General features: G+C 72.0%; 20 protein-coding genes. 11 read left to right on the top strand and 9 right to left on the bottom strand.

Annotation, left to right across the window (positions count from 1 at the left end):
- Nucleotides 1-54 precede the first annotated feature (54 nt).
- Together ACWCSU_RS33130 and ACWCSU_RS33125 are read right to left on the bottom strand one after the other, a co-directional pair.
- Nucleotides 55-360, bottom strand: a complete 306-nt coding sequence (locus ACWCSU_RS33130; protein WP_357701773.1) for a WXG100 family type VII secretion target — start codon at nt 358-360, stop codon at nt 55-57.
- 24 nt (nt 361-384) lie between these two features.
- Nucleotides 385-807: a WXG100 family type VII secretion target gene (locus ACWCSU_RS33125; RefSeq protein WP_357701771.1), complete on the bottom strand. Its 423-nt coding sequence runs from the start codon at nt 805-807 to the stop codon at nt 385-387.
- 175 nt (nt 808-982) lie between these two features.
- On the opposite strand from ACWCSU_RS33125, the gene ACWCSU_RS33120 reads away from it, so the two are divergent.
- The 3 genes from ACWCSU_RS33120 to ACWCSU_RS33110 all read left to right on the top strand — a co-directional run bounded on the left by ACWCSU_RS33120 (nt 983) and on the right by ACWCSU_RS33110 (nt 3346).
- Nucleotides 983-1402, top strand: a complete 420-nt coding sequence (locus ACWCSU_RS33120; RefSeq protein ID WP_357701769.1) for a hypothetical protein — start codon at nt 983-985, stop codon at nt 1400-1402.
- 100 nt (nt 1403-1502) lie between these two features.
- Nucleotides 1503-2660 carry a hypothetical protein gene (locus ACWCSU_RS33115; protein WP_449940222.1) on the top strand — a complete coding sequence of 386 codons (1158 nt, stop codon included), beginning with the start codon at nt 1503-1505 and terminating at the stop codon, nt 2658-2660.
- 5 nt (nt 2661-2665) lie between these two features.
- Nucleotides 2666-3346: a hypothetical protein gene (locus tag ACWCSU_RS33110; RefSeq protein WP_449940221.1), complete on the top strand. Its 681-nt coding sequence runs from the start codon at nt 2666-2668 to the stop codon at nt 3344-3346.
- A gap of 1 nt (nt 3347) precedes the next feature.
- Here ACWCSU_RS33110 and ACWCSU_RS33105 read toward each other — a convergent pair whose 3' ends face one another.
- A complete protein-coding gene (locus ACWCSU_RS33105; RefSeq protein WP_357701763.1) occupies nt 3348-3794 on the bottom strand; it encodes a YbaB/EbfC family nucleoid-associated protein in 447 nt (148 codons plus the stop codon).
- Nucleotides 3795-3830: 36 nt separating this feature from the next.
- Nucleotides 3831-5321 carry a type VII secretion integral membrane protein EccD gene (gene eccD / locus ACWCSU_RS33100; protein ID WP_449940434.1) on the bottom strand — a complete coding sequence of 497 codons (1491 nt, stop codon included), beginning with the start codon at nt 5319-5321 and terminating at the stop codon, nt 3831-3833.
- A gap of 145 nt (nt 5322-5466) precedes the next feature.
- Here eccD and eccCa point away from each other — a divergent pair, with 145 nt between their 5' ends.
- Genes eccCa through ACWCSU_RS33085 form a run of 3 tightly spaced genes read left to right on the top strand, consistent with a single transcriptional unit; the run spans nt 5467 to nt 10922 of the window.
- Complete coding sequence (eccCa, locus tag ACWCSU_RS33095) at nt 5467-9399, top strand: type VII secretion protein EccCa (protein WP_449940218.1); 3933 nt, start codon at nt 5467-5469, stop codon at nt 9397-9399.
- Between the two features lie 24 nt (nt 9400-9423).
- The gene (locus ACWCSU_RS33090) at nt 9424-9738 is read left to right on the top strand and encodes a hypothetical protein (RefSeq protein ID WP_449940216.1); all 315 of its coding nucleotides are present in this window, start codon (nt 9424-9426) and stop codon (nt 9736-9738) included.
- Nucleotides 9735-10922 (top strand): transglycosylase SLT domain-containing protein, encoded by a 1188-nt coding sequence (locus ACWCSU_RS33085; RefSeq protein ID WP_449940214.1) that lies wholly within the window; start codon nt 9735-9737, stop codon nt 10920-10922. Before ACWCSU_RS33090 ends, ACWCSU_RS33085 begins: the two co-directional genes overlap by 4 nt.
- A 53-nt stretch (nt 10923-10975) precedes the next feature.
- Here ACWCSU_RS33085 and ACWCSU_RS33080 read toward each other — a convergent pair whose 3' ends face one another.
- A complete protein-coding gene (locus ACWCSU_RS33080; RefSeq protein ID WP_449940212.1) occupies nt 10976-13033 on the bottom strand; it encodes a protein kinase domain-containing protein in 2058 nt (685 codons plus the stop codon).
- Between the two features lie 55 nt (nt 13034-13088).
- A complete protein-coding gene (locus tag ACWCSU_RS33075; RefSeq protein ID WP_449940210.1) occupies nt 13089-14303 on the bottom strand; it encodes a S8 family serine peptidase in 1215 nt (404 codons plus the stop codon).
- 418 nt (nt 14304-14721) lie between these two features.
- On the opposite strand from ACWCSU_RS33075, the gene ACWCSU_RS33070 reads away from it, so the two are divergent.
- The 4 genes from ACWCSU_RS33070 to ACWCSU_RS33055 are packed head-to-tail and all read left to right on the top strand — an operon-like array spanning nt 14722 to nt 19791.
- On the top strand, nt 14722-18081 hold the full coding sequence (locus tag ACWCSU_RS33070; protein WP_449940207.1) for a WD40 repeat domain-containing protein: 3360 nt from the start codon (nt 14722-14724) through the stop codon (nt 18079-18081).
- Between the two features lie 59 nt (nt 18082-18140).
- Nucleotides 18141-18557, top strand: a complete 417-nt coding sequence (locus ACWCSU_RS33065) for a DUF6313 family protein (protein WP_357701750.1) — start codon at nt 18141-18143, stop codon at nt 18555-18557.
- Nucleotides 18554-18853, top strand: coding sequence for a hypothetical protein (locus tag ACWCSU_RS33060; RefSeq protein ID WP_357701748.1), 300 nt, complete (start codon nt 18554-18556; stop codon nt 18851-18853). Before ACWCSU_RS33065 ends, ACWCSU_RS33060 begins: the two co-directional genes overlap by 4 nt.
- Nucleotides 18850-19791: a hypothetical protein gene (locus ACWCSU_RS33055; protein ID WP_449940204.1), complete on the top strand. Its 942-nt coding sequence runs from the start codon at nt 18850-18852 to the stop codon at nt 19789-19791. The genes ACWCSU_RS33060 and ACWCSU_RS33055 overlap by 4 nt, the downstream gene beginning before the upstream one ends.
- Nucleotides 19792-19798: 7 nt before the next feature.
- Here the strand turns inward: ACWCSU_RS33055 and ACWCSU_RS33050 are convergent, their stop codons facing one another.
- Nucleotides 19799-20287 (bottom strand): pyridoxamine 5'-phosphate oxidase family protein, encoded by a 489-nt coding sequence (locus ACWCSU_RS33050; protein ID WP_364092927.1) that lies wholly within the window; start codon nt 20285-20287, stop codon nt 19799-19801.
- 432 nt (nt 20288-20719) lie between these two features.
- Between ACWCSU_RS33050 and ACWCSU_RS33045 the strand changes: the two genes are divergently transcribed.
- The gene (locus ACWCSU_RS33045) at nt 20720-22264 is read left to right on the top strand and encodes a hypothetical protein (RefSeq protein WP_449940200.1); all 1545 of its coding nucleotides are present in this window, start codon (nt 20720-20722) and stop codon (nt 22262-22264) included.
- 23 nt (nt 22265-22287) lie between these two features.
- Here the strand turns inward: ACWCSU_RS33045 and ACWCSU_RS33040 are convergent, their stop codons facing one another.
- Nucleotides 22288-23478 carry an MFS transporter gene (locus ACWCSU_RS33040; protein WP_449940197.1) on the bottom strand — a complete coding sequence of 397 codons (1191 nt, stop codon included), beginning with the start codon at nt 23476-23478 and terminating at the stop codon, nt 22288-22290.
- A gap of 55 nt (nt 23479-23533) precedes the next feature.
- On the bottom strand, nt 23534-24127 hold the full coding sequence (locus ACWCSU_RS33035) for a TetR/AcrR family transcriptional regulator (protein WP_449940195.1): 594 nt from the start codon (nt 24125-24127) through the stop codon (nt 23534-23536).
- Between the last annotated feature and the right edge of the window lie 16 nt (nt 24128-24143).

Genomic DNA, 24143 nt, shown 5'->3' with positions numbered 1-24143 from the left:
GATACGAGACCCCGGTCACCACGTGGCCGCGGCGACCGGGGAGGCGGAGGCGCGTCAGTCCGTCCAGATGGCGATGTTGCGCCGCTCGGCGGCCTCGTAGTTGCCCTTGGCGATGTTGACCGCGGTGGCGGCCTCGAAGAGCTGCCTGCCCATGGCCCGTTCGTGGGCGTCCCACTGGTCCTTCTTGGTGTTGAAGAACTGCTCGGCCTCGCCCTCCCAGCTGGCGGCGAGCTCCTTCTTGATGTCGGCGAACAGGTCGTCGGTGACCTTGTCGAGCTCGGTCACGACCTTCTTGAGCTCCTCGTAGGCCTGCTCCATGCTGCCGAACTTGACGTATGTGTGATCATCGGGAACGGTCACTGGGATCTCCGTGGCGTCGGCCGGCTAGTTGCTGTTGATGACGTTGTCGATCCGGCCCGTGAAGCCGTCCCTGGCCAGGGACCCCGACAGCTCCATGTTCTCGTCGGCGGCGTTCCGGTAGACTCCGGCGCCCATGTTGAGCCGGTCGTGGATGTCCTCAAGGATCTTGATCACGGCCTTGAACTCGACGTCCCACTCGTCGAGGGCGTGGCTGAACTTCTGGGCCGCGCCGCCCCGCCACCCCTGGGTGGTCAGGTCGCCCTTGATCGTCTGAACGCGCTGGCGCATGCCTTCGATGTACTGCGCGGTGTCCTCGCAGTACCCGGCAGCGTTGGTCAGCTGCGTCGGACTTGCTCCGTACAGTGCCACTGGACCTCCGAGTGGACATTTCCTTGTCTCGCATACCGGTTGGCCGACATGAAAAAGGCGAACCCTGCGAAACAACATCGACTCGCATGTTAACCACCACCCGTCCCAGCGATCACAACCGTCCGGTCGCCGAGAAGAAATCTGCGCTCAATGCCAAAACATTCTGCGCTCTGTGCTAAAGACGCGAAGAACCCGGCATCACAGGATTGCCCCTCGGACAAATCGCCTTTCGACTCCTTCGGAGCTGAAGAACGTGAGAATCACGAAGAGAATGGCCGGTGCGGTCATCGCGACCGTGCTCGGCACGACGGCGGTCCTCACCGCCACCACCGCCTCGGCGTCCCGCCAGGCGGCCGAGACGCCCGCCGTCGTCTGCGGCCCGGGGTACACCGTCCAGCGCCAGGCCGCGTTCGCCGGCGGCGTCGCCTACCTGCTGTACAACCCCGGCAAGCAGAACGCCTGCGCGGTGACGTTCAAGACCAAGGACGTGGGGACGCGGGGCATGGTCTGGTCCGCGGTGGACGTGAAGGGCGCGGGAGTGGTGAAGAACGAGGAGATCACCCCGCTGCACACCGTGCCGGTCTACCACGCCGCGCCGACCGGGTCCTGGGTGAAGTTCTCCGGCGGCGTCAGGACCGCCGACTCCGGCGGCGCGTACGAACGCATCGGCTGAGACCCGCGGGCGGGCCCGCGACGGCCGACCTGTACGGCTGACCGCTCACGCGGTTAGTGTTTCTGATCATTTGGGCGGGTCACAGGCTTTGGGGGCGCGGATGGCCGAGTTCGGAAGCATCGACAGCCTTGTCAACTGGACCACGGCCGAGGACTCGGCGGTGACCGAGCGCATGTCCGCCACGGTCGTCACGAGCGACGGCGACACGGGTGAGCCCGGACAGGTCGTTCCTCTGACGGCCGTCGCCGGCCTCGGACAGGAGCCGTACGTCCAGGAGGTCGCGGACGACGGCGAGCACCGGCCGGACGTCGGCGCCGTGGAACCGGGGAACCCGGGCGACCTCGTCGAGATCTCCGGCGACGGCACCCCACCCGAGCCACACGATCCGCCCTCCACCGACCCGACGGCCTCCACCGACCCGACGGGCCCCGCCCGCGAGGACACCCCGGCCACCGAGGACGGCCCTGCCCCCCAGAGCCCGCCCATCCTGGAAACCGGCCCCTCCGACTCCACCCCCTCGGATCCCCCCGCCGACCCCGAGACGCCCGCCGACTCCGAGGGCACCGGCGCCCCCGACGCCGAGCGCCCTCCGTCGCCCACGACCCCCGACCGTCCCGAGGAGACCCCGTCGTCCGGGGAGCCGACGCCCGACCGGCCGGCCGCGACCACCCCCGAGGACACCGCGAAGGCGCCCGACGTCGCGAAACCCCCCACGGCCACCACCCCCAAGGCGGACGACCCCGAGAAATCCCCCAAGGCGACCACCCCGGCGGGCGGCGGCGGCGGGATGCCGAGCGGCGCGACCCCGGACCCCACCGCCGCCACCCCCACCACCCCCACCACCCCCACCACCCCCGCCGCCGCCGCGAACAAGGACGGCTCAGGCAAGGAACGCCCCCAGGACCCGAAGGCGACCGCGCTGAGCGACGGCGGCGTGTCCGGCGGCTGGCGCAAGGCCAGCCCGGAGGCCATGGAATGGCTGGGCCAGCGCCTCGCCCCGACGCAGGCGGGGGGTACGGACACGCCGGGAGACCGGTTCAGGGTGGTGGAACGCGCGGTCAGAGGCGCCACCCCCGGCTTCCCGGGCTTCGGCCTGGTCGGGAAGTTCGCCTTCGACGGCGCCTACGACGCGGCCCGCAACTCCGCCGCCGACTACCTCAAGCACGCCAAGAACCAGCTCGGCCGCTGGCAGACCCAGCTCAACGAGGGCGCCAAGGTCATCAGGGACGCCAGCGCCAAGAGCACGCCGAAGAAGTAGGGACCATGGACCAACACCGCAACGGCACGAACCTCTACACGACGGCCGTGGCCTTCTGCAACGCGGGCGCCATGATGAAGACCAACGTGGCGCTCTCCGTCGTCTGCAAGATGTGCGCCGCGCTGATCGGCACGATGTTGTCCAGCCCCGAGGACATCCGCGGCACGGCCCACGAGGTGCGCGCCGCGACGCACGAGGTCGAGCAGGCGAAGGAGAGCGTACGGCAGCTCATCGCCGACGTCCCCAACCAGGACTGGGAGCAGATGGCCCGGCCCGAGATGGAGAAGGTGGCCGAGAGGTTCACCCTTGAGGTGGCCAAGACCGGCGGCGTGTACAAGGAGCTGGCCCACGCCCTCGACCAGCTCGCGAAGCTGTCCCAGACGGGTGCGGTGTCGTCCGTCACCCTGGGCGGGTTGTTGCTGGGCCTCTCGGCCGCCGGGCACTTCTTCCCGGGCAGTCCGCTGGCGGCCTCGGCGGCCGTGCGGGCGCAGGGGGCGCTCAGGCGGTTCCTGTCCAAGATGCTCGTGGCGTACGGCGCGGCCGCCACCCTGGCCTGGGTGGCGAGCGGGCTGATGTCCGCCTTCAAGGACACGGGCATGTCGGAGGCGGTCACGCTCACCGGCAAGGACGCGCCCGCCTTCGAGCAGGTCGTCATCGCCGACCTGCCCACGCAGCGCCCGGCCTAGCTCACAACTCCAGCCGCCGCCGGATGCGGTCGAGTTCGCCCATGACGTCCTCGAACGTGCGGTTGTAGGCGGACTCCGCCTCCTTGATCTGGTTCAGCGCGGCGTCCGGATTCCTGAGGTACGTCATGGGGTTGTCCTCGGAGTCGCCGAACGTCTCGCTCATGCCCTCGGCGACCTGCCGCTGCAGGTCGGCGGTGGCGTCGTTCAGCGCCGTCTTGATGAGGTCGGCCAGCTCGCCGGACGACAACCGCAGGCCCTTGGGGTGCAGTTGCAGCTCGCGGACGCCCTCGTGGCCGCACTCGACGGTGACCAGCCCCTGCTCGTCCTGGGCCCGTCCGACGAAGGAGTCCATCTTCTCCTGGAACTCCTCCATGCGGGCGAACTGCTGGTCGGCCCCCTTGAGCAGCTTCTCGATGTCGATGTTCGCGAAGTCTCCGAATTCCTGCACAGCCTCACTCCTCCGCTCGAAACGGCCAGCAAAGTATCAGCCCGACAACCCGCGTACCCAGGTGTAGAGCTCCAGCACGCCGGCCGCGAGCGGGAAGAGCTCGACGATCAGCAGCAGGTCCAGGATGTCCCCGGCCCGTCCCCAGAACGGCGACGGCTTGCCCGAGGCCAGCCCCCTCCCGACGCCCACCATCAGCAGGGACGCCCACAACACGCAGACCGCCACCGCCAGCGCGCCGATGACCCCGCCCTTGGAGCTGAGCGCGTAGGCCGTCATGGCGAGCCCCGCCATGCCCGACCCGACCAGCCAGAGCCGCTGGCCGACGCCGGAGAACACGCGGGCGCGCATGATGAGCGTCAGCGAGATCGCGACGGTCATGATGTACGCGATCAGGCCGTCGTGCAGCACCAGCAGCGCCTGGGCGACCAGCGCGGCCAGCCCGACGGCGACGATCTGCGCCGTGGCGTAACGCTGGGCGATCACGGTGCGCTCCTGGATCGCCGCCGCGTCGAGCCGCTGGTTGTCGGCGCGCAGTTCCTCGGCCGTCGTGGGCATGGCCGGCAGCGGCACCCGGGCCAGCCGGAACGACAACGTCGGCACCAGCGGGCTCAGCGCCAGCAGCACGGCGATGGCCACGGCCGCCACCCCCGCGGGGACGGTTCCGGTCAACATGACCACCGCCGCACAGACCGCGCCACAGGACGCGGCGATGGACGTACCGAGAAAGCCGGGAATGCCATGCGAGATCATCATCCCGGCGACGGCGGCGGCGAGCGCGGTGCAGGCGAACGCGGCGAGCAGGTGGGGAGCGCCGACACCGGCCAGGCCGCCGGTCCCGGCGGGCGTGACCAGCCCGGCCAGAAAGGCGTAAGGCAGCGCCGCGTGACCGATCAGCGCGCTCGCCATGGAGTCGCCCATGGCCCGCGACAACACGGTTCCGGCGGCGATGAGCAGCAGTGCGAGCGTTCCGAAGACGACCGGCCCGACCAGCGGGGGCAGGCCCGCCGAAGCCAGGCCGACGGCCCCGAGGACCAGCAGTCCCGTGGCTCCGGCCGCGCCGAGACCTCTGGTGTGGGCCGCCGTCCACTTGCCCGGCCCCTCGCGCACGCCGGTGGCGACGACGTCGGCCACGTCGTCGAAGATCGCGGCCGGCAGGACCGACTCACGGGGGCGCAGGTAGAGGATCTCGGCGTCGAGCACGCCGAGCGCGCTGAGGCTCTGCTCCAGGTCGAGCGGGGCGCCGCCGAGCCGCTGCAGCGTCCATCCCGGCGACGAGGCCGCGTCGCCGCCCACCTCGCCGAGCATGCGCAACAGCCCCGGCAGCACGTGCGGCAGCGGGATGTCGGCCGGCAGCGTCAGGTCGGCCTTGCGGCCGGGCCCCACGATCGTGAGGTTGCACAACGTCGGCAGCGGCAACGGCAGTTGCGCGAGCGCACCCTGCTGAAGCGGCCCCGGCGGCGCCTGAGCGGGCCCGGCGGTCTCCCCTGCGGGGGGCCGGGACTCGGGCAGCGGCGGCTTCTGAACCATCGATCCCACGGTCCACTCCGTCCCAAAAGGATCACGGACAGCACAGACCATAGCGGGTCGATTCTGGTAAGAACGTCGCGTGAGCAAAGTGGTTGTCCGGCGCCCGGAGCGTCGTCCCGGCCCGAAGCCACCTCGCGGGGAAGTCATGCTGGAGTCTCCGCCGGAGATCCCCGAGGTTCAGGGCCAGGGTTTCATGGCGGTCCTCACCTACCTGCCCATGGTGGCCGGGGGCGCGGCGATGGCGCTGATGTTCACCGCGGGGGGCGCCAACACCAGCCCGGTCATGTACGTGGCCAGCGGCCTGTTCGCCGTCTCGATGGTCGGCATGAGCGTCGGCCAGATGGGACGCCAGTCGGGCGAACGCAAGCACCGGCTGAACGGCGCCCGCCGCGACTACTTCCGCTACCTCGGCCAGATCCGCAGGAAGGCCAGGCGCGCCGCCAAGCAGCAGCGCGAGGCCCTGGAGTGGAGCGGCCCCGAGCCGGACTCGTTGTGGTGGATCGCGATGGGCCCCCGCCTGTGGGAACGCCGCCCCCGCGACGAGGACTTCAGCACGATCCGCCTCGGCACCGGCGTGCAGAAGCTGGCCATCCAGCTCTTCCCGCCCGACTCCAAGCCCGTCGAGGACCTGGACGCGCTCTCCTCCGGCGCGCTGCGCAGGTTCATGCGCGCGCACTCCACCCTCGCCCGGCTGCCCGTCGCCGTCGCCCTGGCTTCCTTCGCGCGCATCCGGCTCACCGGCGACGTCGCGGCGATGCGGGACCTCGTCCGTGCCGTGATCGGCCAGGTCGTCACCTTCCACTCCCCCGACGACATGCGGATCATGGTCTGCGCCGACCAGGAGCGCATGCCCCACTGGGAATGGGTCAAGTGGCTCCCGCACGCCCACCATCCCGACATGGCCGACGCGTCCGGGCCCGTCCGCCTGATGGCCGGGAACCTCGGTGATCTCGATCGGCTCGTCGGCGGCGACCTCAAGGAGCGGCCCAGGTTCCAGCCGGGCTCACCGGCCGGCGAGCTGCCGTACCACGTGGTGATCGTGGACGGCGGGCACATGCCGCACGACTCCCAGCTCGGCAGCGACGCCATCCAGGGCGTGACCGTCATCGACCTGACCGGCTCCACCGGCGCCGTCGAGGAGGGCAACACCCTGCGGCTGGAGGTCCAGCGGGACGACCTGCACATGGTGAAGGTCGACCACGCGGGCAAGGAGCGCAGGACGCGGCTGGGCGCGCCGGACCGGCTCTCCTACGTGTGCATGGAGGGGCTGGCCAGGCAGCTGTCCCCGCTGCGCGCCTCGTCCAGGAGCGGCGGCGACGGCGAGGACATGTTGTCGATCAACACGACGCTCACCGACCTGCTCGGCATCAGCGACCCGCGCGCCCTGGACCCGGCCGTCACGTGGCGGCCGCGTGCCGGACGCAACCGGCTGCGCGTGCCGATCGGGCTCGGGGCGGACGGCCGCATGGTCGAGCTCGACATCAAGGAGTCGGCCCAGGGCGGCATGGGCCCGCACGGCCTGCTGATCGGAGCCACCGGCTCCGGCAAGTCGGAGCTGCTGCGCACCCTGGTGCTCGGGCTCGCCGTCACCCACTCCTCGGAGATCCTCAACTTCGTCCTGGTCGACTTCAAGGGCGGCGCGACCTTCCTCGGCCTCGACTCGCTCCCCCACGTCTCGGCCGTCATCACCAACCTGGAGGACGAGCTCCCCCTGGTCGACCGCATGCACGACGCGCTGCACGGCGAGATGGTGCGCAGGCAGGAGCTGCTGCGCGCGGCGGGCAACCACGCCTCGCTGCGCGACTACGAGCGGGCCCGCGAGCAGGGCGCCAACCTGTCGCCGCTGCCCACCCTGTTCGTCGTGCTCGACGAGTTCAGCGAGCTGCTGTCCACCAAGCCGGAGTTCATCGACCTGTTCGTGATGATCGGCCGGCTCGGCCGCTCACTGGGCGTGCACCTGCTGCTGGCCTCCCAGCGGCTGGACGAGGGCCGGCTGCGGGGGCTCGACACGCATCTGTCGTACCGGATCGGGCTGCGCACGTTCTCGGCGATGGAGAGCCGGGCGGTGCTGGGCGTGGCCGACGCGTACGAGCTGCCCTCGGCGCCGGGCAACGGCTACCTCAAGTTCGACACGAGCGGCATGACCCGGTTCAAGGCCGCCTATGTCTCGGCCGCCTACCATCCCGACCCCAGGCACGTGACCGACAGCGGGCAGCCCGCGGCGCGCGAGGTCATCGAGTACGGCCACGCCTACGCGCCGCTGCCCGCCGCCGAGACGCCCCCGGAGGAGACGCCGGAGGAGCCGGAGCAGGGCGGCGCACAGGCGAGCCTGCTCGACATCGTGGTCGGCCGGCTGGAGGGACGCGGCCCCGCGGCGCACCGCATCTGGCTGCCGCCGCTGGCCGAGCCGCCGACCCTGGGTCACCTGCTGCCCGCGCTGTCGGTGACCCCGGAGCTCGGGCTGTCCACGCCCGGCTGGGACGGCCGGGGCCGGCTGCACGCCGTCGTCGGCATCATCGACCGGCCCTTCGACCAGCGACGGGACCCGTACTGGCTGAACCTGTCCGGCGCGGCGGGGCACGTCGGCATCGCGGGCGGCACGCAGAGCGGCAAGAGCACGGTGCTGCGCTCGCTGATCGCCAGCATGGCGCTCACGCACACGCCTCGGGAGGTGCAGTTCTACTGCCTGGACTTCGGCGGCGGCACGCTGTCGGCCCTGGAGGGGCTGCCGCACGTGGGCGGCGTGGCCAACCGGCAGAACGCCGACCGGGTCCGCCGTACGGTCGCCGAGATCTCGGGCATCCTCCAGCAGCGCGAGCGGGACTTCGCCGACCACGGCATCGACTCGATCGCCGCCTACCGCAAGCGGGTGGCCGACGGCAGCGTCGAGGGCGACGGCTGGGGCGACGTGTTCCTGGTCGTGGACGGCTGGCTGACGATCCGGCAGGAGTACGAGAGCCTGGAGCCGGTGATCACCGACCTGGCCACGCGCGGGCTCGGTTACGGCGTGCACGTCATGGCGACCACCAACAAGTGGTCGGAGTTCCGGCCGGGCATCCGCGACCTGTTCGGCACCAGGATCGAGCTCAAGCTCGGCGACGCCTACGAGTCGGAGGTCAGCCGCAGCGCGTCGCTCGCGGTGCCCGAGGGCACGCCGGGGCGTGGGCTCACCAAGGACGGCATGCACTTCCTGTCCGCCCTGCCGCGCATCGACGGGGTGCGCGGCGCCGACGACCTCGCCGACGGGCTGCGTTCCCTCGTGGAGGTCGTCAACGAGTCGTGGCAGGGCCCGGCCGCCAAGCCGGTCCGGCTGCTGCCGTCCCTGCTTCCCGCGGCCGCCCTGCCCGGCCCGGAGGAGACCGGCGGGAACCGCATCGCGATCGGCATCGACGAGGCGACGCTCTCCCCCGTCATGCTCGACTTCGAGGCCGATCCGCACTTCGTCGTCTTCGGCGACACCGGGTGCGGCAAGTCGAACATGCTGAAGCTGATCATGGAGGGTCTCGTCGCGCGCAAGACCCCCAAGGAAGCCAGGCTGGTCGTGATCGACTACCGCCGGTCCTTGCTGGACACCGCGGCCACCGAGCACCGCATCGGTTACGCCGTCTCCAGCGCGGCGGCCGCGGAGCTGGTGCAGGAGGTGCGCTTCGCGCTGCTCAAGCGCCTGCCGCCCGCCGACCTGACCCCGGACCAGCTTCGCGACCGCAGCTGGTGGCAGGGGTCCGACCTCTACATCGTGGTGGACGACTACGACCTGGTCGCCACCTCGAACAACCCCCTGCAACCGCTGGCCGAGCTGCTGCCGCAGGCGCGCGACATCGGGCTGCACCTGATCCTGGCCCGTCAGATGGGCGGCGCCAACCGCGCCATGTACGACCACGCGGTGCAGCGGCTCAAGGAGATGGCCAGCCCGGCGCTGATCATGTCGGGCAACCGGGAGGAGGGCGTGCTGTTCGGCAAGGTGCGACCGCAGCCTCTCCCGCCCGGCCGCGCCTTCTTCGTGGACAGGAGATCGGGAGACCGGCTGATCCAGACGGCCTCGTTGGAATCGGAGGAAAACGGGTCTCTCCAACCGTGATGATCTCTACTATGCTCGATCTTCATGAGCAAAGGCGTCGTTGATGTTTCCTACACAGCGCTCGACGAGTGCCGGACGCGCATCCATGTGGCGTCGAAGGACTTCGCCCTCGAAGAGATCCTCAAGGTCAGCCAGTCGAAGACGCCCGCCGAGGTGACGCCACCCGACCTGTTCGGCAAGCTCGACGGGGCGGGCGACCTGGCCGCCAAGATCAGCGCCACCTGGACCGCCGTCCGGGTCGAGCTCGGCAGCGCTCAGCGCAGGCTGGAGAACGTCGAGCGGGCGCTCGACGAGGTGGAGACCAACCTCCGCAAGGCGGCGACGGACTCAGGCGCATGAGCGACTCCATCGCCGTCCTCGCGCCGGACATCACCGAGATTCCCGGCGGGGGAGAGTTTCTGACGCTGCTCACCAAGGTCACGGGCAACCCCCAGGGCATCAAGGACATCGCCTACACCTGGGAGTCGTGCGGGTCGCACGCCGCCATCGAGACCGCCGCGCTCGTCAACAACCTCAACGAGGTCGACCGGAAGTGGGACGGCGACTCCGCGGACGCCTTCACCCGCTACATGCAACAGTTCCCCAAGGTAGGCGGCGAGTTCAACACCGACGTCCACGCCTGCGCCGCGGCGCTCAAGAACGTCGCCACGGCGCTGGAGAAGGCCGTTCCGGAGATCACGACCCTTCGCGACGACACGGTCGGCCACGCGCAGCGGTACATGGTGAACTATCTGATCAACCATCCCAACACCGTCGAGGCCGACGCGAGGGCCGCGATGTTCGCCGACCCCTGCTTCACCGACGTCGTGAACGCCAACCTTGAGCGGGCCAGGAGCCTGGTCAGAACGGCCCAGGACGCCGTCGGGGCCGCCGCCACCACACTGCGTGACCACGTCCGGCCTGGCTCTCTCGACGGGTTCGGCCGGTTCACCCACATCCCCGACCCCGGAGGCCCGGACTTCGACCCGGGCGACAAGAAGGTCGTCTGGACGAGGGCGGACCACCAGGACGAGACGCGGGTGTCGGGCGGGGGCCCGGGGTCCGGCAACGGATCCGGGGCGGGCAACGGCTCCGGGGCCGGCGGCGGTGGCTCGTCGGCGACGAGCACGCCCGCGCCCAAGGCCGAGGTGGTCGAGTGGATCAAGCAGGCGCTCACCGTCATCAGGTCACCCGAAATGGCGGAGGTCATGCGCCAGCGCGGCATCGACGTCAACGACCTGGACCCGAACGACCCCAAGGACGTCGAGCGCATCTGGACGATCATCTACCACGAGTCCGGCGGCAACCCCAATTCCATCAACACCTGGGACATCAACGCCAAGAACGGCATCCCGTCCCAGGGCCTGATGCAGACCATCCCGCCGACGTTCAACGCGCACGCCCTGCCCGGCCACGGCAAGATCCTCGACCCGGTCGACAACATCATCGCGGGCGTGCTGTACACCTACAGCCGCTACGGCAACCTCGCCAAACACCCCGGCATCGCGTCCCTGGAGCAAGGCGGCGGCTACCGGCCCTACTGACCTTCAGTGGACGCCCCCGCCCGGAGGTTCCCGGGCGGGGTACGTCCGCCGGTTCAGCCGCAGTTGGCCCAGCCCGCGGCGGTGCTCCCGGCACCGACGCTGCCGGAGAACTTCACGCACCTGCCCGGGGCGGCCAGCTTGACCGGCCCCGCGTAGTACTTGTAGTCGCCGCTGTCGGTCACGCTGTCCCCGTCCTGGACGTCGAGCGTCGCGCTCACCGGGCTCTCCTTGCCCACGCCCGCGTACTTCATCGTCACCACGCAGTTCTGCTTGGTGCCGCTGTTGTACAGCTGGAAGGTCTCACCGCCGTTGAACGACTGCGACCGCTGCACGTAGAAGCCGGACCCGCACACCTGGGTGGGCGTGTAGGGGTTCTTCGGCTCCGGCTCCGGCTGGGCCTCGCTCTTGGGCTGCTCCGGCTCGGGGGCCTCCGTCGTGGGCGGCGGGGCCTGCTGGGTGCTCTTGGCGGGGGCCGGAGCCTCGGTGCTCTTCTGGGGGCTCGGGGTGGGGGCCTCGGTGCTCTTGCGAGGCGTCGGCGTCGGGGGTTCGGTGCTCTTCCTGGGGGTCGGGGTCGGCTCCTGGGACTGCTCGGGCGTCCTGGTGTTCCTGGCCGTCGGCGTCGCCGTGACCGTCCTGGTCGCCTGCGGGCTCTTCGGCTGTGAGGCCGTCGGCTGCGGCGTGGTCGGCTGCGGGGTGGCGACCGGCTGGGTGGCGACCGGCTGCGTGGACGGCGGCGACGGCGTCGGCACCGAGCTGTACACGGGCGCGGTCGGGACGCCCGACGGCTCCTCGGTGGGCAGGATGAGCGGGCCCACCCCGTACGAGTCGGCGTCGGACGGCGTCGCCCACGGCACGTCCACATCGGCCTGGTCGGTGCCGGGCTCGCCCGGTTGCGGAACCGTCCCGTCGCCGGGACCCGTCGTCCCGTTCGCCGCCGCGTCGGCGGACCCGGTGGCCCCGTCGGTGGACCTGCCCTCGGCCGCGACACCGACCGAGTCGATCCGGTCCGCGTCCGTGTAGCGGCTGGCTCCCCACAGGCCCACCCCTGACAGCACCATGAGCGCGGCGACCGAAGCGGTCAGGCCGACCGGGAACTTCCGGCGCGGGGAGGCCGGGTCCACGACCGACGCCTGCCACACCTTGGGGCGCTGCGGCGTCTCCTGGATGGGCTGCTGCAGCCTCGGCGGCTCCCACGTCTGCTGCGGCTGCCCCGGCTGCTGGGCCGGCTGCTGGGGCTGGGGCGGCTGAACCGGCACGCCTTCGAGCGGTGCGGCGCCGTCCGCCGGCGGCAGGGCGGGAGGGGCGAACAGCGGGGTGAGGCCCGGGGCGTCCGCGGGCGGCAGCTTCGCCGTGACCTCCTGGTCCGCCGACGGGCCGCCGAGCAGGCGCAGCAGCGCCGCGTACGCGGCGGGCCGCTGCCTGGCGTCCTTCGACAGCGCCGCGGACACCACGGTGCGGAGCGGTTCGGCCAGCGTTCCCAGCTCGGGCGCGCCGGTCAGCACCTCGTCGGCGTCCTGACCGAACGGCGCCTTCCCGGTGGCGGCGAAGACCACCGTGGCCGCCCAGGCGAACAGGTCGGCGGAGGGGCCGTACGGCTCGCCTCTCAGCTGCTCGGGCGAGCGGTAGCCGATCTCCCCGGCGGCCTCGCCGAGGTCCAGGTCGGTCACCCGGACGCCGTCGGCGCCCATGATGACGTTGCCGGGGGTCAGTGCCCGGTGCGTGACGCCCGCCAGGTGCGCGGCGGTCAGCGCAGTCAGCGTCCCGACGGCCACCCGTTCCACCCCGTCGGGGTCGAGCGGCCCGTCGACGGCGACGATCTCGGCCAGGCCGCGCCCCTCGACGTGCTCGCGTACGACGTACAGGTGGCCCTCGTGCAGGCCGGCGTCCAGCGTGCGCGCAATGGACGAGCTGGAAAGGCGCCGGACCTTGGCGAAGCGCGCGACGCCTTCCGCGTCGGCGTCCGGCTTCGCGGCCAGCAACTTGATCACCCGGAGGGGCGCGTCCTTCGACTCGCGGCCGAGGAAGGCCGCCCCGCGCGGCCCCTCCGGCAGGCGTTCCGACAGGTCGTGGTCGCCCAGCCTCTGTGGATCGTCTGGCTGTAACGGGTGCATCGTAGGTTCCCTTCGTATCCAGGCGCTGCGCTGCGGGCAGCGCCTGCATCAGCGGTCAACTGACGTCATTGGGCGGGCCCGGGCGCCATCCGCGGCTTCTGCCGAGCGGCAGCACCAGTGCGAGGGCGCCGGCCACGGCGGTGAGGATCAGCGCTCCCGCGGTCACGGCCAGCGCGGTGTTCCGGGCCCCGGCGTTCTGCGGGGGTACCTTGGCGATCGCGTCCGCCGCGATGGGGGCGGGCGGGGGCGCGGCGACCATGGGCCGTCCCGCGGGCTCGAAGGGCAGCACGGCGCTGACCGCCTGCACCGGGTTCACCATGCCCGCCCCCGTGCCCTTGCCGACGGATCCGTCGGCCGTGGCGATGATGCGCCGCCGTACCTGCTCCTGGTCGAGCTGCGGGAACCGGGCGCGCACCAGGGCGGCGGTCCCGGACACGTAGGCGGCGCCGAAGCTGGACCCCTCGAGATCCAGCTTGTACGACCTCCCCGGCCACGGGGCGATGATGCCGACCCCCGGCCCCAGGACGCCGACGGGCGTGGCCGTGTTGGAGGAGTCGGCGCGCCGCCCGTCGGGAGTGGCCGAGCCCACGGCCAGCACCCCCTCGTAGGAGCCCGGATAGGCGGGCACGTCCTCCTTCTTGTCGGTGATGTTCCCGGCGGCGGCGACGATCACGACGTCCCTCGCCAGGGCGTTGCGGACGGCCGCCTTGAGCGCGGGATTGTCGGCCGCCTTGATCGAGATGTTGATGACGTCGGCCTTGAGCTGGACCGCCTTGTCGATGGCCGCCGCCAGGGTGGCGACGTGGCCCTCGGCCTGGCTGCTCTGCTTGAGCACCATGACGGTCGCCCGCGGGGCCACGCCGTGGAAGGCGACGCCCGGATAGACGCGCCCGGCGATGATGCCCGTGACGGCGGTGCCGTGGCCGACGCAGTCGGTGTAGCCGGTCCCGGTGAAGTCGACGAAGTCCGACAACCAGGGCAGTTGCGGGTGCTTGACGTCGAGGCCGCTGTCGATGATCGCCACCCGGACGCCGGCGCCGGTGCTCAGCCGCCACGCCGTCTTGATGTCGAGCCGCTTCTGCGCCCAGGGCTCTCCGCCGGGCAGCTTCACCACGCCCGGTTCGGGGTTGCAGTCGCCGTCCGCCGACGTGGCGGCAGCCGGGGCGGCGGCGACGCCGAGTCCCAGGACGGCGGAGAGCAGCACCCGGCCGAGCGCGCCCGCGCGTCTCCGGCCGCCGCGCCCCGGGCGTGCCGCCGAGGTCCGGGGCATCACGGAGGCGTGGCCCGCGTTCGTACGCGATCGCTCCACCGCTCCACCAGGGTCGTCTCAGCCATCCGGATCGAACCGCGTCCGACCGCCGAACGCGGCGATCGACAGGACCAGCGGGGCGATGGGGAACGCGGGCGTCCGCGCCCGGCCGCACATCTGTCCCGATCAAGTCGATTCGTTCGAGAGGCAATCCTGCGACGCCGGGTGATCTGTGTCGTTAGCGGAGAGTGCGAGATATCTTGGCGAGGAGCGCAGGCCGGCCGGACGTCCTCGCCTCGAAGGGTTCAGGCCGCGCCGTTCATTACGCGATTCCCCGTCTCGATCCCGTCGCCTCGGATCAAGATGAGAGACGTGCTGAGCATCCAGTCCCACGAGGCCGCCCCGGGCAAGCCGCGAGCACGGAACGATGTGATGACCATTGTCCAGCCTTGACGCGCTTCTCGATCTTGAGCGGCGATTCACCGCGCCCGGTGCTCCGGAGAACGCCGTCACGGCCGAGGAATGCTCCCGCCGGCTCATCGACGCGGGCCTGTGGTGGGACGCCTGCGCCGAAACGGCCCGCACGCACCCGGAGCTGCTGCATGCCTGGGTTCGTGATGGTTGCTGGGCGCTCGACGCCATCGACGACGCCGACACGCTCGACCTCGCGGAGCCGGGCGTCGACGGCTGGGGACGGGCCGCCACCGGCGCCTGGCACGTGGCCCGCATGGCCTGGCTGGCGAGCCGGACGCGGCCACCGGGCACCGAGGAGGCCGACACCCTGCTGGCCGCCGCCGTGCGACGCTGGCGTGACAGCGGCCTGCTGCCCGGCCATGGCCTCAGCGGGCTGCCGTCCCGGGCCGCCGCACGCCATCCGCACCTCATGAGCCGCCTGGACGAGCTGGGCGGCGGACCGGCCCGCTCGATGGTCGCGCTGGAGATCTGGTCGCCGGCCGCCCGGTCACGCCTGAGGTCGCGCCGGGAACACCTGATCAGGGTGTTGTTCGACGACGGCGACACCGGCCTGCTCGGGACCCTGCGCCTGGGCGTCCTGCGGGGCGGCCCGCCCGGGTTGTTCCCCGACCCGCGGACGATGTTCGACTTCCAGGCGGACGCGGCCTTCCAGGACGCGATCACCACGTCCTGGAAACGCCAGAGCGGCGGCGGGCGCGACATGCCGTGCGTGTTGTGGCGGTTGTCCATCGACGACGTGCGGTTGCGGCGAGTGTCTGGATCGTCCCTGGGAGCGGCGTTCGCGGTGCTGCTGGAGGAGACCCTCGGACCTCCGGCGCGGACGTCCTTCGCCGTGCCCGCCGTGCCCGCCGTCCCGCGCGTGCGCTGGGCGCTCGCCCGCCCGCTGCGCACCCCGCGCACGCGGCAGGCCGTCACCGGGCGCATCGAGCCGACCGGACGGCTGGGCAGGGTCGGCGGCCTGGCCGCCAAGCTCACCCGGGCGTCCCAGAGCGAGATGAGCGTCGTCGCGCCGAAGGCCAACGAGGACTCCGACGGCCATCTGGCCGACGGCGTGCGGATCTCCTGGGCCGATGACGTGGCGGCCGCCCGGCGTCACCTGTACCGGCTGGCTCCGCAACGGGTCGGCGTCCTGGCGGGGCTCGCGCTGCTCGTCCCGCTCGCGGTGCTGGGCCTGGTCGTGTGGCGTGACGACACCTCCGAGCAGCTGCGGACCGCGTTGTCGCGCCGCCTGGCGGAGGCCGGCTCGCAGGTGTCCGCCACGGACCCGCAGCTGGCCGCGCTGCTCACGGTGGCGGCCGGCAAAGCGGCGCCCACGGCCGAAGCGCGGCAGAGCATGTTGTCCGTCCTCGCCTCGCCCGCGCGCGCCGTGCTCGACGGGCACATCCAGGCGTCGCTGCACTCCGTGGCGCTGTCCCCGTCCGGCCGAACGGTGGTGACGGGCAGCGACGACGCCCGGCCGATGTGGTGGGACGTGCCGAGCCGCGCCCCCGCCGAACCGGCCAACAACGACTTCTTCTCCGGACGGTCGGTCGTCAAGGTCGTCTTCAGCCCCGACGGCCGTTACGTGGCGGCCACGCACAACCACGGGGGCGCGAGCCTGTGGGACGGCCGCACCCACAAGCCCCTGCACGAGTTCGGCCAGGGCAGCAGCACGACCGCGATCGCCTTCATGCCCGACAGCGAGCGCGTGCTCTTCGCCGATTTCAGCGGCCGCCTCTCACTGTGGGACATCGCCGGGCGCCGGGCGGTGGACGCCGGCTTCCCACGACTCGTCGGGTCCGGATTCCTCAAGTACGACGAACTCGTCCTCAGCCCCGACGGCACGACGCTCGCCGCGGTGTCCTCCGACGTCCGCGGCGAGGCGTCCGTCCAGCTCTGGGACGTCCCGACGCGTTCACGGCGCGGCCCGGCGACGCGCGTGGACGACGTGCGCCCGGCCTTCAGCGCGGACGGGAGCACCCTGGCCGTCGCGGACGCCGAGGGCAGGCTCGTGCTCCTGGACGCCGGCCGCGGTACCCGCAGGACGACGCTGCCGGCGGCCCGCGTCACGGCACTGGGCTTCGACGCCAGGCTGAACCTGTGGATCGCCGGGGACGAGGAGGGAGTCGTCCGGCTGTGGGACCCCGAACTCAAGGAGGCGGTCGGGATGGCGCTGACCGGCCACGACGGGGCCGTGCGGGCGATCGACGTGGACCGTGCGGGCACCACGCTCGTCTCCGGCGGCGAGGACGGCAGGACCCGGCTGTGGGACCTGTCGTACTCCCACCCCCTCCAGGGCCCGCTGACCGCCGGAGACGACGAGGTCACTTTGCTGGCCTTCTCCCCCGACGCGGCCACCTTGTGGACGGACGCAGGCTCGTCGTTCCGGCGGAACGGCGGCGGCTGGACGTCCAGACGCGACACCGAGCCGGTACGGGCCGTGTCCGGTGACGGGAGGATCTGGGCGTCCCAGCGGCAGGGCGGCCTGACGGCGGCGGGAATCGTCGGCCCCGGGCCCATCACCCTCCACTCCGCCTCCGGCGGGAAGCCGCTGCACACCATCGCCCGGGTCGACGGCCGCGTGCCCGAACTGCGAGCCCTGAACCGCGACGGGACCCGCGTCGCGGTCACGCTCGAAAGGGACACGTTCGGCGCTTCGACGGTCAGCGTGGTGGACGCGGCGACAGGGAAGACGGCCGGGAAGCCCGTCGAGACGCCGCTCGGCATCAGGCATCTGGCGTTCGGCAGCGACGGGAACTCGTCGATGGCGATGAGCTACCGGCCCGTCCCCGAGAGCCTGGACGAGCGCGTGGACCTGTGGGATCTCACCGGCCCTCGCTTCCTGCGCCGCCTGGAGGGCGACGCGGGCGTCATCGACGCCCTGGCGTTCAGCGGCGACGGAACCCGGATCGCCGCGGCCACCTCCGACGGCTCCGTCCGGCTGTGGAACGCCGCGACCGGGCGGCCGTCCGGTTCGCCCGTCCCCACCGGCCAGGGCATCGTCAGCCTGCTCGCCTTCGCGCCCGACGGGCGGACGCTGATGTCCAGCGGCGGACGCGGCGCATGGCGAGCCGCCGACCACAGGACCATGCGCCGGTGGGACATCGCGTCCGGGCGCGCGGTGGGCCCGCCGATCGAAGGCGGCTTCAAGGCGGTGGCCTTCACGCCGGACGGCGCCCGGATGGCGACGGGCGGCAGGAAGGGCCGGGTCTGGCTGTGGAATGTCAGCGTCCCGGCCGAGCTGGACGAGGCGTTGTGCGCGATGGCCGGGACGCGGCGGATCACGCCGCAGGAATGGCTGACCCACGCGCATCAGACGACCGCTCCGAACACCTGTACGCCATGAATCCGGTCTCCTCCGGCGTTTTCCGTTCGCGCCCTGTGACGAGTGGCTACCTTGTGCTCATGCCCCCGTCCGTCCCCCCGGGATTCGGAGTTCCCCCGCCTCCTCGCGAGCGGATCCGGCATCGGCTGCGCCGCTGGTGGCTCTCCCTCGGCGCCCACCACGGGGTCCGCTACTGGATGTGGACCCGCGGGCTGCCGATCATGGTCGCGGTCGGGGCGCTGTTCGGGGCCAACGGCCTGGTGATCGGCTGGCGCACGGCCTACGACGTCACCCTGGGCATCACCTCGCCCGCCGACACCGCGCTGCCGGTCCTGGCCTGGTTCCTGTCGATCGTGGGGTGGTTGCTCGTCCCGGCCGCGGTGGGAGGGGTCGCCGGGTTCATGGTCAGCCACGCGATCACGTCCCGGCGGACCAGGCCGGCCGAGGAACTGCTGGGGAAGAGCGAGCCCGTGCCGGTCGAGGGCGAGGCCGGATGATCCCGCTGCTGCGCGATCTGTGCTTCGCGCACCGGGAGTTCCGCGTGCCCGACGGCTTCGCCGTCTCGTTCATCAGACACCATGACAATGACTGGGAGCAGGCCGAGAAACACTGGGAGTACTCCGTCCGCCGCGTGCTCGACAGCAAGGACGTGCCGACCTGGGTCTCGACGGGCCAGGCGATGAGGATCGCCGTCGCCGGCGCCTCGACCCTGCTGCACGAGGCGGGCGAGAACGGGCCGGTGTGCTTCATCTGCGTCGAGGAGGCCCACAAGAGCGGCAGGAGGCGGCCATGAACGAGCGGCAGGGCGGTGAGTCCCTGGAGGACATCTGCGCCGAATACTTCGGTCTCGCCTTCCCGGACGCGGACGACGGCTGGGTCGGCGAGCGGGCCGCGTCGGTGGCCGGGCTCGCACGTCGGGCCATGCGCGCCGCGCACCCGCCCGCCGTCCCCCGGACGCGTGAGGACCTGACGCAGGTGTTGCGGCAGCTGAACGACCATGGGCTCTCCGCTCGCGCCGGCTCCGTCCGCGTGCGTCACCTCGACCTGACGATCACGGCCGAGGCGGGCGTGGGCGCGAACGGCCGTGGCGAGCTGACGCTGACCATGACCGGGCCGGGGGCCGGTGACGCCGGGACGTGGCTGGCCCTGACGGCCGGGCGCCCCGACCTCCGGTACCTGGCGAGCGTCGGCGGCGACGGACGGGCGGCGTTCACCGGCCTCCCGGACGCCGACTGGACCCTCGACCTGGTGGACGACGTGCCGCCGACGTCGGCGGTGATCCCGCTGCCCGTGGTGCGTCCGCTCTCCCGGGCGGCGGCCGCCGCCCCCCACGACTTCGTGCTCGTCCTGCCTGGCGGGGCGCTCTTCCAGGTGAACCGCTCCGGGCCGTCGGCCTCGTACGTGCTGGAGATCATGGCTGCTCCGGCCGGACCGCTCGTCTACGTGATCCGGTACGTGTCGGACGGGACTCCGTCCGACCTCCTGGTTCCGGTGACCGCGCACACCCCGGCCCGGCGCTCGCGCGTCAGGCTGCCCGGCTTCTCCGGCGACGGCAGGTGGGAGACCACCGAACCCCTGAGCCCGGCCGCGGTGCCGCCGGACGACGGCCTGATCGCCCGTTCGATCGCGGCCGCCGTGGACAGGGCCACCCTGCGCGCCTGGCACGGCCTCGTGCCCCAGCTGCCGCCCGACACCGCCGAGATCGTCACCACCCGCCTCCACCGGCGTTGACCTTCCGTCAGCGTTCTCCCGGGGCGTACCAGATGGTGCTGTGCAGGTCCGAGCCTCTGATCACCTGGATGCGCCAGGGCTCCAGGCGCAGGACGTGCAGTTGCGGATCGCCGGGGCCGCCGTGCCAGAAGTTGCCCAGGTCGTACCCGGCGCCCTTCGGGCTCGTGCGCCGGTACAGGTCCCACACGTGCCGCTTGGTCTCCAGGTCGCCGGTCCAGGCGGCGACGGCGTCGACGCTCACCGCGTTCTGCCGGGGCGTCCAGTAGGAGAACGTGGTGTGCGGGTTGCCCGCCAGGTGGGCGGCCTTGACCGGCGTCCGGTACGTGGCCAGCCAGCCCAGCGGAGTGCCGTCGACGGTCTCCCAGACCGGGATGAGCACTCGTGCGCGCGGCCGTCCCTTGGCGTCGACGGTGGTCATGGTGGCGTAGACGATGTCGCCGATGTAGGTGTCGAACTGGCTGGAGATGTCGGCGAACGAGGCGACTTGAGTGGCCATGGGGTTGTCTTCCCTTCTCCGGCGGTTCCGCGAGTGCCCGCCGGTTCCTTCTGGTGACTGACGGCATCGTCGGGCACCGCCCGTGACGACGGAAGACGGCACTTCCACGTCCCTCGGTCACCGCGCGGATACCGAGTCCCCGAGCGCTCCCGCTAAGATCATCCGATCGTCGCCTTCCTCCGGGCCGCCGTCGCCCACCACCGTTTCGGACGTCCGGCCGCCGCCGCCATCGCGCTCTATCTGACCGCCGCCGCTGTCGCCGCCTGGTACGACGGCGGGAGGTGGTTCACCGTCGTCGCGACGGCGCGTCCGCGGCCGTGGGGCGACGGGGACCGGCTCCTGCTCGCGACGATCTGCGCGTTCAACGCGTGGGCGCTGTGGCAGATCCTGCGCGGCCCCGCCACGCCGCGCGCCGCGACCCTGCCGCGCGACGTGGTGTGGTTGCGACGCCTGCTCTATGTGGACGTGGCCGGCGATCTGCTGCTCTGGGAGCTTCTGGATGGCCTGTCCGACGTCGCGAAGTCCGTCGCGAGCTGGGGCGTGTGGACCGCCACCGTGGTCCTGCTGGTGCGCGCCCTCACCGGGGTGTCGGTCCGGTTCCGGGTCCTCGCCCTCGGGCTCGCCCTGATCGGGGGCCTGGCCGGGGTCCTGGCCGGGGCGCTGCGGCCGTTCGCCGAACTCCCGGTGCTGAAGGCGCTGCTGCTGCCGGCGCTGGCGACCGCCGGCTGCAAGGCGATGATCCTGGCCGGGCAGGGGCGCGACCAGCGGTTCGGCGTCACCACGGTCGCCGCCGGTTGGACCGCCCTGCTCGTCCCGGAGGTCTACGGGCTGTTGCAGGCCGGACGCATGTCGTTCGACGGTCTGTCGCTCGCCGTGCAGGCGCTCGACGGGCTAGCCGTCGTGTGGGCGGCGCGCACCGCGCACGAACTCGCCGCCGCGCCCGTAGCCGGCGTCCAGGCGTCCGGAACCGGGCGCACGTACCGGTGGCTCGCCGCCGCCGCGGTCGTGTTCGTGCTGCCGACGGCGGTCGTCGGCGCGGAGAGGGACGCCCGGCTCACCTACACGGCCGCCGACGACGGCTGCCGCGGCCGGCTCCGTCCCGCGGCCGCCCTCGGGGCCGAGGAGCGGCGGCGGTCGTTCCTCTGCCTGGCCAGGGGCGAGACCTTCGCCGCGGCCGCGATGTTCCCCGAGGACCTGGCCGACCAGCGCGTCCTCGCCCACGGTGCGCGGCTTTGCGCGCTGCCAGACGTCCAGGAACGGCACGCGCTGCACAGACGGACGGGCGGCACGGCGGACTCCGTCGAGCTGGCCGCGGCCCTGGAGTATCTGTGCCCCGGCATCGTCGCCCGGCAGAACGCCGACGCCGACCGCCGTCAGGCCGAACGCGACCGGGAGATGTTCAGGTGGAAGGCCACGGCGAACGCCCGGTGCGCCGACCCGTGGCCCAAGGTGCGTGCCGGGCGGCAGGGCACGGCCGCGTACATGTTGTCCGAGGGGGGCGGCTACGCCGTCTTCGACGACCGCGACGACAGCGCGGGCGAGCCCGGGGACATCTACGGCGGCGGCCGCGAGTTCGCCGACATCTTCGACGCCGTCGAGGACGGGCTCATCGACGCGGTGGGCAGCGGAGCCGCCATCGTGACCGCGGAGGAGAACGCCGCGATGTGCCTGACGGTCAAGGCGTTCGCCAGCGCCCCGCCGCTCCGGCTCGCCGGCTGGGACGCGGTCGTCGAGGTGGGCATCGCCAGCCGCAGCGGCCGCCTGGTCGTGCCGGCCTACCCCGAGGGCGGCGACGGCGGGGCGGCCGGGCCGCTGCCGAACCTGGCCGTCGCCGGTCCGGGCCACTACCGCATGCGCGTCTACGCCCGCACGATGCCGTGGGACGAGAGCGACCCGGACGCGCCGCTGGAGGAGCACCTGATCGTCGTCCATCCCGGCCGCTCGGCGGAGAAGGTCGTGCACCGCTCGCGCGGCTGACCTCCTGCGTGCGGGCGGCGGCGTCAGTGGGTGGCGGATTCGACGGGCTCCTGAGGGAGGCTCGTCGCCGACGGCTTCGTCCTGGTACGGCCGAGTTCGGGCAGGAGGGACACCATCCCCAGCACGGCCAGCCCGACGCCCAGCCAGAGGGGAGCCCGCAGCCCGAAGCCGTCGATGACCAGCCCGCCGACCGAGGAAGCGATGATCACCCCGAGGGTGATGAAGGAGGCGTGCACGGTGTTGACCAGCGGCCCCGGATTGCCGACGCGCTGGACGCGTACGGCCATCGCCGGGTTCATGGTCACTCCGACCAGCCCGACGCCCAGCATGGCGACCACCGCCGGGACGCCGAGGTGGGCGAACAGCGCGAACCCGGCCAGGAAGACCGTGTTGAGGGCCAGGCCGGACCACAGGACGCCGATGGTGTGCTTGTCGGCCAGGCGTCCGACGACGTAGTTGCCGATCACGGTGGCCGCGCCGTACGCGACGAGCAGGAGGGGGACGGCGCGCGAGGTGAAGCCGGTGACCTGGGTGAGGATCGGGCTGAGGTAGCTGAAGGCGGCGAAGGTCGCGCCGATGATGAAGGTGCTGGTCGACAGCGCCAGCCACAGCCGGCCGTTCCTGAAGACGGCCAGCTCCCGCCTGAAGTCGCTGCCGCCGTCCGCGCGCCCGAGCCCGGGAACGCCCGCCGTGGTGGCGATCGCGGCGACGACGGTCAGGGCGCCGACGGCCCAGAAGGCGGCCCGCCAGCCGAGCTGCCCGCCGATGAACGTGGACAGCGGCAGCCCGAGCAGGGTGCCGAGCATCAACCCGTTCAGGACGACGGCGAGGGCGCGGCCGCGTACCTCTGGACGGCTCAGCTGGACCGCCACCGAGATGGCGACCCCGAAGAACGCCTGGGAGGCGACGCCGGTGACGACCCGCGCGACCGTCATGACCGCGTACGAGGGCGCGACGGCCGCGAGCACGTTGCCCGCCAGGAAGACGGCGAACAGCAGCAGGAGCGCGGGCTTCGGGCGTATCCGTACCAGCGCGACGGTCATCAGCGGCCCGCCCGCCGCCATGGCCACCGCGAACGCGGTGATCAGATAGCCGACCTGGGAGATGGTCACGCCGAGTCCGCCCGCCATCTCGGGCATCAGTCCTCCGACGGCGAACTCGCTGGTCACCATGGCGAAGATGCCTATGGCCAGGACGTAGACGGCTCTGGGCAAGGGGGACTCCTTTTTGCATCAATCGGTGCAGAATTCGGGCATGAAAAAGCCGGGGTCAGGCCAGGGCGTCCATGGCCGTGGCGGCGATGGCGGCGATGGCGTCGTCGTCGGCGCCGCCCTGGGCGGCCACCCGGATCCCGGCGATCACGGCGTTGAGGAACCTGGCCAGCTCGGCGGGATCGCGGGTGGAGCCGATGTCGCCGTCGCGCTGCCCGCTCCTGATGGCCGTGCCCAGGCTGACGAGCCGGCGCTCGGCGTCGCGGGCGAGCATCAGGCTGATCTCCGGGTCACGGGCGGCGAGCTCCATCGTGGTGTTGACGGTCAGGCAGCCGAGGCCGTGACCGTCACGCCGGTTCTCCGCCTCCGTCCGGAGGATCTTGGCGAACAGGGCGCGGACGCGGTCGATCGCCGGGAGTTCGGGGTCGTCGAGGATGCGGAGCTGGTCGGCGGTGGTGGCGTCCATGTAGCGGGTCAGTGCGCGCTTGAACAGCTCGCGTTTGTTGGTGAAGGCGTTGTACACGCTGCTGCGGTCAAGGCCGAGCGCCTCGCACAGGTCTCTGGTCGAGGTGGACTCGTAGCCGTTCGCCCAGAACGTGCGCATCGCGGTGTCCAGGGCCTGGTCCTCATCGAATGATCGCGGCCTTGCCATACGAGCACGCTACCGG

It is taken from the genome of Nonomuraea sp. NPDC001699, assembly GCF_053596455.1.
Note: the sequence above shows the minus strand (reverse complement) of the source record. Positions and strands in the feature narration are given on the sequence as shown.